We start from the raw sequence: 12,451 nt of genomic DNA, 5'->3' as shown, positions 1-12,451 counted from the left end.
TAGCGGCCTGTAACAAACCCGGGTTGCAGGACACTAACCCTCGCCGTTGACGCGGTACCGTAGCTCCTTCCCCGGCTTGAAATGTGGCACATACTTTGCCGGCAGGGCAACGGGATCACCGGTCTTGGGGTTGCGCCCGATCCGGGGCGGCCGGTGGTGCAGCGAAAAGCTGCCGAATCCGCGGATCTCGATACGTTGCCCGGTGGACAGGGCCTCGCTCATGTGCTCCAGCAGCGTCTTCACCGCCACCTCCACATCACGATACGCGAGATGCTGCTGCTTGGTGGCAATGACTTCGATGAGTTCGGATTTCGTCATTGTTTTTTCCAGACGAGTCCGTGGGGTTACGGGCCGAACCTTCTGGGCCTCTACCCGTGCTCCGGTGAATGGATCGTTTGCGGAGAGCGCCGGGCGGCGGGGACACCGCCGCCCGGCAGCGAGCCCGGACTAGTCGTCGTCGTCCTGGCTGTTGCCGTCCATCTGCTCCTTGAGCAGATCCCCCAGGGTGGTGGTGCCGGCCGCCGCGCTGCCGCGGCTGTAGTCCTGCACCGCCCTGGCCTCCTCGTGCTCGTCCTTGGCCTTGATGGACAGGCTGACCGAGCGGTTCTTGCGATCCACGCCGACGAACTTCGCCTCGACCTGGTCGCCTTCCTTCAGGTGGCTCCGGGCATCATCGACACGCTCGCGCGCAAGATCCGAGGCGCGCAGCACGCCCTCGACACCCTCGCCCAGGTCGACCACGGCCCCCTTGGCGTCGACCTCGCGAACCGTCCCCGTGACGATGGATCCCTTCGGATGGGACGCCATCCAGGCGGAGAAGGGATCGTCCTCCAGCTGCTTGATGCCCAGGGAAATGCGCTCCCGGTCGGCGTCCACCGACAGGACCACCGCCTCGACCTCGTCGCCCTTCTTGAAGTGGCGCACGGCTTCCTCGCCGCTCTCCTCCCAGGAGAGGTCGGAGAGGTGCACCAGCCCGTCGATGCCGCCCTCCAGGCCGACGAAGATGCCGAAGTCGGTGATGGACTTGATCTGGCCGGTGACCTTGTCGCCCTTGTTGTGGGTCGCGGCGAACAGCTCCCAGGGGTTGGCCTGGCACTGCTTCATGCCCAGGGAGATCCGGCGGCGCTCGCCGTCGATGTCCAGGACCATGACCTCGACCTCGTCGCCCACGGCCACCAGCTTGCCCGGGTTGACGTTCTTGTTGGTCCAGTCCATCTCGGAGACGTGCACCAGGCCTTCCACGCCTTCCTCGATCTCGACGAAGCAGCCGTAGTCGGTGATGTTGGTGACACGACCCACCACACGGGTGTTCTCGGGGTAGCGCCGGGCGATGTTCTCCCACGGATCCTCGCCGAGCTGCTTGAGCCCGAGGGAGACGCGGTTGCGCTCGCGGTCGAACTTGAGGACCTTGACCTCGATCTCCTGGCCGACTTCCACCACCTCGGAGGGATGCTTGACGCGGCGCCAGGCCATGTCGGTGATGTGCAGCAGGCCGTCGATGCCGCCCAGGTCCACGAACGCGCCGTAGTCGGTGAGGTTCTTGACGATGCCCTTGAGCTGCTGGCCTTCCTGGAGGCGCTCCAGCAGCGCCTCGCGCTCGGCGCTGTACTCTTCCTCGACCACGGCCCGGCGCGAGACGACGACGTTGTTGCGGCGCTCGTCCAGCTTGATGACCTTGAACTCGAGCTCCCGGCCTTCCAGGTACGTGGTGTCGCGCACCGGGCGGATATCCACCAGGGAACCGGGCAGGAACGCGCGGATGTGCTTGAGATCGACGGTGAAACCGCCCTTGACCTTGCCGCTGATCACGCCGGTGACCGTCTCGCCGTTCTCGTAGGCCTTTTCCAGGTGCTTCCAGGCATGGGCGCGCTTGGCCTTCTCCCGGGAAAGACGGGTCTCGCCGAAACCGTCCTCCACGGCATCGAGAGCGACCTCGACGTCATCCCCCACACCGACCTCGATCTCGCCGGATTCCCCGTAGAACTCGTTGGCGGGAATCACGGCCTCGGATTTCAGCCCCGCGTTGACCACCACGTGGTCGCCGCGGATTGCCACCACCTTGCCAGTGACGATGGCGCCGGGGCGCATGTCGGTCTGTGCCAGGCTCTCTTCAAACAGTTCGGCAAAGCTCTCGCTCATTGGTCAGTCAGTCCTAGAGCATCAATCCCGGGATCGATGTCTGTTGTTGCGTTGATGAATAAAAACAGTCAGCAGGCCCGCGCCCGCTGACCACCCTGAAGATAGCGCTTCGCTATCCTAACCCTTCATGATAGCCGTTCTTGCAGCAACTTGAGTACCCTCCCGACCACTTCCTCCACGGAAAGGCCGGTGGTATCCAGCTCCACCGCGTCATCCGCCGGCACCAGCGGCGCCACGGCGCGGCTCCGGTCGCGCTCGTCGCGTACGGCGATCTCGTCCAGAAGACTGGCGAGACTAACATCAACCCCCTGCTCCTTCAACTGCTTATGGCGCCGGCGCGCCCGTTCCTCGGGGCTGGCGGTGAGGAACACCTTCACCGGGGCATCCGGGAACACCACCGTGCCCATGTCGCGGCCGTCGGCCACCAGGCCCGGCGCCTTGCGGAAGGCCCGCTGGCGCTCCAGCAGCGCCTCCCGGGCGGCCGGCACCGCCGCCACCCGGGAGGCCAGCTCACCGGTGGTCTCGCTGCGCAGCTCCCGGGTGACGTCGTCCCCGTCCACCCAGACGCGCACGTCGTCGGTTGCCGCCGGCGCGAAGACCACATCCAGGTGCCGGCCGACCTCCGCCAGCGCATCCGGGTCGGATTCGTCGATGGCCCGGTGGGCGGCGGCCACGGCCAGGGCGCGGTAGATGGCGCCGCTATCCAGCAGGTGCCAGCCCGTGGCATCGGTCACCGCGCGGCAGATGGTGCCCTTCCCGGAGCCGCCGGGCCCGTCCACGGCGAGCACCGGAATCGTGTCGTCACTCATGCGCATCCTCAGCGGTCCGGGTTTGCAGCTCCAGCCCCGCGCTCCGCGCGAGCTCCGCGAACCCCGGAAACGATGTATCCACGTTGCGGCAGTCGCGGATGGTAATCGGCCCGTCGCTTTGCAGGCCGGCCATGGCGAATGCCATGGCGATGCGGTGATCGCCGTGACTGTCGATGGTTCCCCCCGCCGGGCGGCCGCCCTCGATGACCATGCCGTCCTCCCGGGGCTCCGCCTGAATGCCGAGAGCCTGCAGCCCCTGGGCCATGACGGCGATACGGTCGCTCTCCTTGACCCGCAGCTCCCGGGCACCGGTGAGCACGGTCCGCCCCCGGGCGCACGCCGCGGCGACGAACACCGCCGGGAACTCGTCGATGGCCAGAGGGACCAGGCGCTCCGGAATCGTGACGCCGTGCAGCGGCCGGGCGCGCACGTGCACATCGCCCACGGGCTCGCCCCCGATCTCCCGGCGGTGCCGGATCTCGATGTCCGCGCCCATGAGCTCCAGGATCTCCACGACGCCCGTGCGGGTGGGATTGAGGCCCACATGCTCCAGCACCAGGTCGCTGCCCTCGGCGATGCAGGCGCCGACCAGCAGGAACGCGGCCGACGAGATATCCGCCGGGATGTCGATGGCGCCCCCCTGCAGGGTGCCGCCCCCGCGCACGCCGCTCCAGGCCCCGGCACGCTCCACGGGCATGCCGAACCCGGCCAGCATGCGCTCGGTGTGGTCCCGGGTGGGGGCGGGCTCGTGCACCCAGGTCTCGCCGTCGGCGTAGAGCCCCGCCAGCAGCAGCGCGGACTTCACCTGCGCGCTGGCCACCGGCATCTCGTAGCGAATGCCCCGCAGCGGCTGCCCGCCGCGGATGGCCAGCGGCGCCGTGCCCCCGGGCGCGGTCTCGATGTGCGCGCCCATGGCCGCCAGCGGCTCCGTGACCCGCGCCATGGGCCGACGCCGCAGCGAGTCGTCCCCCGTGAGCGTGGTGTCGAAGTCCTGGCCGCACAGCAGGCCCGTGAGCAGCCGCATGGACGTCCCGGAGTTGCCCATGTCCAGCGGCCCGTCGGCGGCCGTCAGCCCGTGGAGGCCGACACCGCGGATGCGCAGCCGGCCGTGATCGGGCCCCTCCACGGTAACCCCCAGCCGGCGGAAGGCGGCCAGCGTCGCCAGGGCGTCCGCTCCCTCGAGAAACCCGCTGACCCGGGTCTCGCCCTCGGCCAGGGCCCCGAGCATCACCGCCCGATGGGAAATGGACTTGTCGCCGGGCACGCGCACCCGGCCCGAGAGGCTGCCGCCGGGCTGAACCAGATAATCGACGTACGCGGGATCGACAGGCAATCCGGTCTCCTCAGGATTCCAGCATGGCGACGAAGCGTTCCCGGGTGAGCCGGGCATGACCGAACACCGCCTCCAGCCGCGCGCCGTCACCGGCGCGCACGGCCTCGCGCAGCTCGGCGAGATCGGCCATGTAGCGATCCAGGGCGTCCACCAGGGCGTCGCCGTTGGCCAGGCAGATATCCCGCCACATCTCCGGGTCGCTGGAGGCGATCCGCGTGAAGTCGCGGAAGCCGCCGGCGGCATAGGCGAACACCTCGTCGCGGTCCGACCAGCGGGACAGGGTATCCACCAGGGAATAGGCCAGCATGTGCGGCAGGTGCGAGGTGGCCGCCAGCACCTCGTCGTGGTGGGCCGCGCTCATGCGCACCACGCGCGCCCCGGCCGCCTCCCACAGGGACTGGACCTGCGCCACCGCGTCCTCGGCGGTGTCGTCGCCGGGGGTGAGAATCACCTGCCGGCCGCGGAAGAGCTCCGGGAACGCCGCCGCCGCGCCGGTCTTCTCGGTGCCGGCGATGGGATGCCCGGGAACGAACCGGGCCGCGCCCTCCCCCAGGGCCTGCCGTGCATCCGCGACCACGGTCTGCTTGGCGCTGCCCACGTCCGTGATCACGGCGTGCGGCTCCAGTACGTCCCGGATCGTCTCCAGCAGCGGTCCGGTGGCGCCCAGGGGCACCGCCAGGATGACCAGGTCGGCCCCGCGCACGGCCTCGCGCGGGTCCGTGGTCGCGGAATCGATGATACCGCGCTCCCGGGCGGTCTCCAGGTTCGCCACGGAACGCCCGCAGCCGGAGACCGGCCCGCGCAGGCACCCCGCCTGGCGCAGGGCGAGAACCCAGGAACCGCCGATCAGGCCGGTACCGATGAGTGCCACCGATGCAGTGCCCGTGCCCGTCATCAGTCCCCGGCCACCTGCGCCGAGAGCGCCCGCAGGAAGCGCTCGTTCTCCTCCGGCAGCCCGACCGTGACCCGGATCCACTCCGGCAGGCCGTAGCCCGCCACGGGCCGCACGATCACCCCCGCGCGCAGCAGGCCCTCGTTCACCGCCGCGGCATCCCCCACGCGCACGCACAGGAAGTTCGCCGCCGACGGCAGCACGTCCAGGCCGAGGGCCTCCAGGCCCTGGCGGAGCCGGTCGCGCTGCTCGGTGTTCAGTGCCACCGACGCGCGGACGTATTCCTGGTCGGCCAGGGCCGCCTCGGCGGCCGCCTGGGCGCAGGCGTTCATGTTGAACGGCTGGCGCACCCGGTTGAACAGCTCCGCCACGGCCGGATGGGAGATGCTGTAGCCGGCGCGCAGCCCCGCCAGGCCGTGGATCTTGGAGAACGTGCGCGTGACCACCAGGTTCGGGAACGCGCTCAGCCATTCGGTGGCGTCGGGCATGCCCGGATGGTCGGCGTACTCGCAGTAGGCCTCGTCCACCACCGCGATGACGTGCTCCGGCAGCGAGCGCAGGAAATCCTTGAGCGCCTCCCGTCCGACCCAGGTCCCGGTGGGATTGTTCGGGTTGGCCACGAACACCACCCGGGTGGCCTCGCCCACCCGGGCGCGCATGGCGTCCAGGTCATGGCCGAACGGCATGTCCGTCTCCGGCCCGAGCGCCGGGGCCACCCGCGCGGTCGCCCCGGATGCCGCCGTGACGATGGGGTAGACGGCGAACGCGTGCTCCGAGAAAACGGCCTCCCGGCCCGGCCCCAGGAACGTGGATGCGGCCAGGGCCAGCACGTCGTTGGAGCCGTTGCCCAGGGTGATGGTCTCCGGCGCGACGCCGTGGTGGACGGCCAGGGCGTGCTTGAGCCGGAAACCGTTGCCGTCGGGGTAGCGATGCAGATCCGCCGCCGCGGCGCGGGCAGCCTCCACGGCCCGCGGGCCCGGGCCCCGCGGGTTCTCGTTGGATGCCAGCTTGATGATGTCGGTGAGCCCGTACTCCCGCTGCAGCTCCTCCATGGGCTTGCCCGGCTCGTACGGTGCCAGCCCCTGCACGCCGTCAACGGCCAGCTTCTGGAACGCGGATCGCAGTTCGGTCATGTTTCCCTCGCCACAGGCATTCACCGGGCAGCGCGGGGATAGGACCCGAGCACGCGGAACAGCGAGGCCTGCTCGCTCATCTCCGACAGCGCCTCGCTGACGTTCGGGTCCTCCGCGTGGCCGCGGAGATCGATGAAGAATGCGTACTCCCAAACGCCCTGCCGGGACGGCCGCGCGTCCAGGCGCGTCATGTTGATCTCGTGCCGGGCCAGCGGCTCCAGCAGGTCCACCAGGCCGCCCGGGCGGTCCGCGCGCGAGACCACCACCGACGTCTTGTCGTCGCCGGTGGGCGGCGGCGACTGCCGGCCGATGACGAGAAACCGCGTGGTGTTGCCGGAGATGTCCTCGATCCCTTCCGCCAGCGTGTTCAGCTCGTAGAGATCGATGGCGGCGTCGCTGGCGATGGCGGCACTGCCCGGCTCGGCGGTGGCGACCCGGGCGGCCTCCGCGGTGCTGTCCACGGTGATGCGCTCGGCGCCGGCCAGGTGGTTGTCCAGCCAGGCGCGGCACTGGGCCAGCCCCTGCTGGTGCGAGTACACCCGCCGGATCGCCGCCAGATCGTTCTCGCGGCTGGCAAGGTTCTGCTGGATGCGCAGCTCCACCTCGCCGACCACCTGCAGGGGCGAGGTGAGGAAACAGTCGAGGGTGTGGTTCACCACGCCCTCGGTGGAGTTCTCCACGGGGACGACCCCGTAGTTCATGTCGCCGGCCTCCACCTCGCGGAAGATGGTGTCGATGGACGCCAGCGGCTGCAATTGCACGTCGTGGCCGAACTGCTTGAGGGCAGCGGCCTGGGTGAACGTGCCCTCCGGCCCCAGGAACCCCACCTTCAGGGGCTGCTGCAGGGCCAGGCAGGCGGACATGACCTCGCGGAACAGCCGCGCGATCACCTCGTCGGACAGCGGCCCCTGGTTCAGGGCCTCCAGGCGCCGCAGGATCTCCTGCTCGCGCTCGGGGCGATAGAAATCGCCCTCCTCGCCCTGGGCGCGCTTGATGCGCGCCACTTCCTGGGCGAGCCGGCCGCGCTCGTTGACGAGCGCCAGCAGCTCCTCGTCAACGGCATCGATCCGCGCCCGCACATCGCTGAGCTGTTGCCGGTCAGTCATGCCCGCCCCTCCCCGGGCGTCAGTCCAGCACGCGCACCTTCAGCACGCCCTGGATGCCGCGAACCACGTCGGCGACCTCCCGCGGAATGCTGCCGTGGACGTCCACCACGGTATAGGCGATGTCGCCGCGGGACTTGTTGTACATATCATCGATGTTCAGCCCCGCGTCCGCCAGTGTGGTGGAGATCTGGCCGAGCATGTTGGGAACGTTGGCATTGACCACGGTCATGCGCTCGCACTCCTCGGCCCGCGGCATGTTCACTTCCGGGAAGTTCACCGAGTTGTGGATGTTGCCGTTCTCCAGGTAGTCGCGCACCTGGTCGGCCACCATGATGGCGCAGTTGTCCTCGGCCTCGGTGGTGGACGCCCCCAGGTGCGGCAGGGTGATGCACTTCGGGTGATTCTTGGTCAGGTTGGTGGGGAAGTCGTTGACGTAGGCCGTGAGGTGGCCCTTGTCGATGGCGTCCACCACCGCCTGGTCGTCGACGATGCCCGCGCGGGAGAAGTTCAGCACCACGCCGCCCTCGCGCAGCATGGCCACCCGCTCGGCATTGATGAGGTTGGCCGTGTGGTCGTTGTAGGGCACGTGCAGCGAGATGAAGTCGCTGCGGCTGACCAGCTCGTCGACGCTGTGGGCCTGGCGCACGCCGGCCTCCAGGGCCCAGGCGCTGCCCACGGTAATGCCCGGATCGAAGCCGACCACGTGCATGCCCAGCGCCCGGGCGGCGTTGGCGACCTTGACGCCGATGGCGCCCAGGCCGATGACACCCAGGGTACGGCCCGGCAGCTCGAAGCCACGATAGTGCTTCTTGCCCGCCTCCATCTCCTTGCTGATGGCGGCGTCATCCCCCTCCAGCCTGCGGGCGTAGTCCCAGCCCTGGCAGATATTGCGGGCGGCCAGGAACATGCCGGCGAGGACCAGCTCCTTGACGGCATTGGCGTTCGCCCCGGGGGTATTGAACACCGGGATGCCCTTGTCCGTCATGGCGTCCACGGGGATGTTGTTCACCCCGGCGCCGGCGCGGCCGACGGCGAGTACCGAATCCGGCACCGCCATGTCGTGCATCTTGTACGAGCGCAGCAGGATGGCGTCCGGGCTGGCGATCTCGGAGCCGGTCTCGTAGCTGTCCCGGGGCAAGCGGTCCAGCCCCTTGGCGGAGATGTTGTTCAGTGTCTGGATCTTGTACATGGTTACTCCTTGATGTAGCGACAAAGCAGGCGACAACGTGCGCGCAAGCAAACGCGGGGGCGGTGCTCACCCGTTGCGGCGCGCGAAGTCCTGCATGAACTCGATGAGACGGTCGACGCCGGCCTCGGGCATGGCGTTGTAGATGCTCGCGCGCATGCCGCCGACGCTGCGGTGGCCCTTCAGGGTGGTCAGGCCCGCCGCCTCGGCTTCCTCGAGGAAGGTGCCGTTGAGGCTGTCGTCGGCCAGGACGAAGGGGACGTTCATCCACGAGCGGCAGGCCGGATCCACCGGGTTGCTGTAGAAGGGGTTGTCGTCGATGGCGGCATAGAGCTTGTCCGCCTTGCGCTTGTTGATCTCGGCCATGGCCTCGAGACCGCCCTGCTTCTTGAGCCACTTGAACACCAGGCCGGCCAGGTACCAGGCGTAGGTCGGCGGCGTGTTGGACATGGAATCGGCATCCGCCTGGACCTTGTAGCTCAGGAACGTGGGCGTGTGCGGCATGGCCTCGCCGATGAGGTCGTCACGCACGATGACGATGGTCAGCCCCGCCGGGCCGATGTTCTTCTGGGCGCCCGCGTAGATCACCCCGAACTTCGACACGTCGATGGGCCGCGACAGCAGGGTGGACGACATGTCCGCCACCAGCGGCACGTCGCCGGCGTCCGGCACCCAGTGGAACTCCACGCCGGAGATGGTCTCGTTGGGCGTGTAGTGCAGGTAGGAGGCCTTCGGGTCCAGGTTCCACTCGGACTCGGGCCCGATGCCCATGGGCGTGTCCTGGTCGGCGCCCCAGGCGACGTTGACGTCGCAGTACTTGCGCGCTTCCTTGATGGCCTTGGCGGACCACGAGCCGGTGTGGATGTAGTCGGCCCGGTCGCCGCCGCGCAGCAGGTTCATGGGGACGCCGGCGAACTGCCCCGTGGCGCCGCCCTGCAGGAACAGCACCTTGTAGTTGTCCGGCACGCCCAGCAGGTCACGCAGGTCCTGCTCGGCCTCCGCGGCGATGGAGACGAACTCCTTGCCGCGGTGGCTCATCTCCATCACGGACATGCCGGAGCCGTGCCAGTCGAGCATCTCGCCGGCGGCCTGCTGGAGCACCTCTTCCGGCAGAACGGCCGGTCCGGCGCTGAAGTTGTACACTCGGGACATAGTCATGTCTCCCCTTGGTTCCGAAAGAAATCGTCGTCGGGGCGACGACCGGACCGGGGATCATCAGGTCTCGTCGTCGCCCGGCGCGTCGGAATCGGCCTCGACTCCGTCGCTGCCTTCGTGGTCGTCCAGGGCCTCGACCCGCGCCAGGCCCATGAGCGTCTCGTCGGTATCCAGGCTGATCAGCTTCACGCCCTGGGTGTTGCGGCTGAGCACGGAAATCTCGCTGGCCGGCGTGCGCACCAGGGTACCGCCGCGAGTGATCAGCATCACCTCGTCGTCGTCCGTGACCTGGGTCGCCCCCACCACGTCGCCGTTGCGACTGCCGGTGCGAACCGAGATCACGCCCATGCCGCCGCGCCCGCGGCGCGGGTAGTCCTCCAGCGGCGTGCGCTTGCCGTAGCCGTTCACGGTGGCGGTGAGAACATCGCCCTCGCCCAGGATCAGCAGTGCGATCACCCGGTGGCCGGACTCCAGGCGCATGCCGCGCACGCCGGCCGCTCCCCGGCCCATGGCGCGCACCTCGCTCTCCGGGAAGCGGATGGCCTTGCCCGCGCTGCTGAGCAGCATGACGTCGCGCCCGCCGTCGGTCATGCCGACGTTGACCAGGGCGTCGTCGCCGCGCAGGTCCAGCGCGATGATGCCGTTGCTGCGCGGCCGGGAGAAGTGCGCCAGAGGCGTCTTCTTCACCGTGCCGCTGCGCGTGGCCATGAACACGAAGCGATCCTCGGTGAACTCCTGCACCGGCAGCACGGCGTTGATGCGCTCGTCATCCTCCAGGGGCAGGAGATTGACGATGGGCTTGCCGCGGGAGTTACGGCTGCCCTGGGGCAGCTCGTAGACGCGCAGCCAGTAGCACTTGCCGTGGCTGGAGAAGCACAGGAGCATGTCGTGGGTATTGGCCACGAACAGCTGGTCCACGAAGTCCTCGTCCTTCATGGACGTCGCGCTCTTGCCCCGCCCGCCCCGGCGCTGGGCGCGGTAGGTATCGAGCTGCTGGTACTTGGCATAGCCGTGATGGGACAGGGTCACCACCACGTCCTCGGGGGTGATCAGGTCCTCCATGGTCAGATCGATGCGGTCGTGCACGATCTCGGACTTGCGGCGATCACCGAACTGCTCCTTGACCGCGACGAGCTCGTCGCGGATGACCTGCATCAGCCGATCGGTGCTGTCGAGGATGTCGATCAGGTCGGCGATGCGCTCCAGCAGCTCGCGGTACTCGTCGCGGATCTTGTCCTGCTCCAGCCCCGTGAGCCGGTGCAGGCGCAGGTCCAGGATCGCCTGGGCCTGGGTCTCGGTGAGCTGGTAGCCGCCGTCCAGCAGGCCGTAGCCCGCCGCCAGGCCCTCCGGCCGGGACGCCGACGCGCCGGCGCGCTCCAGCATGTCGCTGACGATGCCGGGGGCCCAGAGCTTGCCGGTGAGGGCCTCGCGGGCCTCCGCCGGGCCCGGCGAAGCCTTGATCAGCTCGATAACCGGATCGATGTTGGCCAGCGCCACCGCCAGGCCTTCCAGCACGTGGGCGCGCTCGCGGGCCTTGCGCAGGTCGTACATGGTGCGCCGCGTGACCACTTCCCGGCGATGGCGCAGGAAGGCGTCCAGGATGTCGCGCAGGCTCAGCAGCTGCGGCTGGCCGTCCACCAGCGCCACCATGTTGATGCCGAACACCGTCTGCAGCTGGGTATGCTGGTAGAGGTTGTTGAGCACCACCTCGGCCACCTCGCCGCGGCGCAGCTCGATGACCATGCGCATGCCGTCCTTGTCGGACTCGTCGCGCAGCTCGGTGATGCCCTCGATGCGCTTTTCCTTGACCAGCTCGGCGATCTTCTCCAGCAGCCGCGCCTTGTTGACCTGGTAGGGCAGCTCCTTGACCACGATGGTCTGCTTGCCCGACTTGGCATCCTCCTCGATCTCGGTGCGGGCGCGCATGATCAGGCGGCCGCGCCCGGTGCGATAGGCCTCGTGGATGCCGCTGACGCCGTTGATGATGGCGCCGGTGGGCAGATCGGGGCCCGGCACGTACTGGAGAAGGTCGTCCACGGTGAGGCTGTCGTCGTCGATCAGGGCCACACAGGCGTCGATGACCTCGCCCAGGTTGTGCGGCGGAATATTGGTGGCCATGCCCACGGCGATCCCGGCGCCGCCGTTGACCAGCAGGTTCGGGAAGCGCGCGGGCAGCACCGCCGGCTCCTGCTCGGAGCCGTCGTAGTTGTCCACCAGATCGACGGTTTCCTTGTCGATGTCCGCCAGCAGCTCGTGGGCGATGCGCGCCATGCGCACCTCGGTATACCGCATGGCCGCCGCGGCGTCGCCGTCCACCGAGCCGAAGTTGCCCTGGCCGTCCACCAGCATGTAGCGCATGGCGAACGACTGGGCCATGCGGACGATGGTGTCGTAGACCGCGGAATCGCCGTGGGGGTGGTACTTACCGATGACATCACCCACCACGCGGGCGGACTTCTTGTAGGGCCGGTTCCAGTCATTGCCGAGCACGCGCATGGCGTAGAGCACGCGGCGATGAACCGGCTTGAGGCCGTCCCGCACATCCGGGAGCGCCCTGCCCACGATCACGCTCATGGCGTAATCCAGGTAGGACTGCCTCATCTCATCTTCCAGGTTGACCGGCAGTATCTCTTTCGCGACGTTGGCCATCGACGCTCTCGGCTGGTGGTTGTGGTAGTACGGCACGCGCCGGCGGCAC

9 protein-coding genes and 1 pseudogene are annotated in these 12,451 nt (G+C 68.8%); all 10 read right to left on the bottom strand.

Annotated features, from left to right (window positions below; all coding sequences use genetic code 11):
• Nucleotides 1-33: 33 nt before the first annotated feature.
• Nucleotides 34-351 (bottom strand): annotated as a pseudogene (locus QWY84_RS08730) (integration host factor subunit beta); the annotation flags it as partial.
• 96 nt (nt 352-447) lie between these two features.
• The gene (gene rpsA, locus QWY84_RS08725) at nt 448-2,139 is read right to left on the bottom strand and encodes a 30S ribosomal protein S1 (protein ID WP_290202195.1); all 1,692 of its coding nucleotides are present in this window, start codon (nt 2,137-2,139) and stop codon (nt 448-450) included.
• Between the two features lie 125 nt (nt 2,140-2,264).
• Nucleotides 2,265-2,948, bottom strand: a complete 684-nt coding sequence (gene cmk, locus QWY84_RS08720; RefSeq protein WP_290202194.1) for a (d)CMP kinase — start codon at nt 2,946-2,948, stop codon at nt 2,265-2,267.
• Complete coding sequence (aroA, locus tag QWY84_RS08715; protein ID WP_290202193.1) at nt 2,941-4,281, bottom strand: 3-phosphoshikimate 1-carboxyvinyltransferase; 1,341 nt, start codon at nt 4,279-4,281, stop codon at nt 2,941-2,943. The genes cmk and aroA overlap by 8 nt, the downstream gene beginning before the upstream one ends.
• A gap of 10 nt (nt 4,282-4,291) precedes the next feature.
• Nucleotides 4,292-5,176 (bottom strand): prephenate dehydrogenase, encoded by an 885-nt coding sequence (locus tag QWY84_RS08710; protein WP_290202192.1) that lies wholly within the window; start codon nt 5,174-5,176, stop codon nt 4,292-4,294.
• Nucleotides 5,176-6,306, bottom strand: a complete 1,131-nt coding sequence (hisC, locus tag QWY84_RS08705; protein ID WP_290202191.1) for a histidinol-phosphate transaminase — start codon at nt 6,304-6,306, stop codon at nt 5,176-5,178. The genes QWY84_RS08710 and hisC overlap by 1 nt, the downstream gene beginning before the upstream one ends.
• A 20-nt stretch (nt 6,307-6,326) precedes the next feature.
• Entirely contained in the window at nt 6,327-7,412 is a 1,086-nt protein-coding gene (pheA, locus tag QWY84_RS08700; RefSeq protein WP_290202190.1) for a prephenate dehydratase, read from the bottom strand.
• 19 nt (nt 7,413-7,431) lie between these two features.
• Complete coding sequence (locus tag QWY84_RS08695) at nt 7,432-8,601, bottom strand: phosphoglycerate dehydrogenase (protein ID WP_290202189.1); 1,170 nt, start codon at nt 8,599-8,601, stop codon at nt 7,432-7,434.
• Between the two features lie 66 nt (nt 8,602-8,667).
• Nucleotides 8,668-9,750, bottom strand: a complete 1,083-nt coding sequence (gene serC, locus QWY84_RS08690; protein ID WP_290202188.1) for a 3-phosphoserine/phosphohydroxythreonine transaminase — start codon at nt 9,748-9,750, stop codon at nt 8,668-8,670.
• A gap of 63 nt (nt 9,751-9,813) precedes the next feature.
• A complete protein-coding gene (gene gyrA, locus QWY84_RS08685) occupies nt 9,814-12,402 on the bottom strand; it encodes a DNA gyrase subunit A (protein WP_290202187.1) in 2,589 nt (862 codons plus the stop codon).
• Nucleotides 12,403-12,451 lie beyond the last annotated feature (49 nt).

This window comes from Aquisalimonas lutea (assembly GCF_030409225.1).
Lineage (GTDB): Bacteria > Pseudomonadota > Gammaproteobacteria > Nitrococcales > Aquisalimonadaceae > Aquisalimonas > Aquisalimonas lutea.
This window is presented reverse-complemented; position numbering and strand designations above follow the sequence as displayed.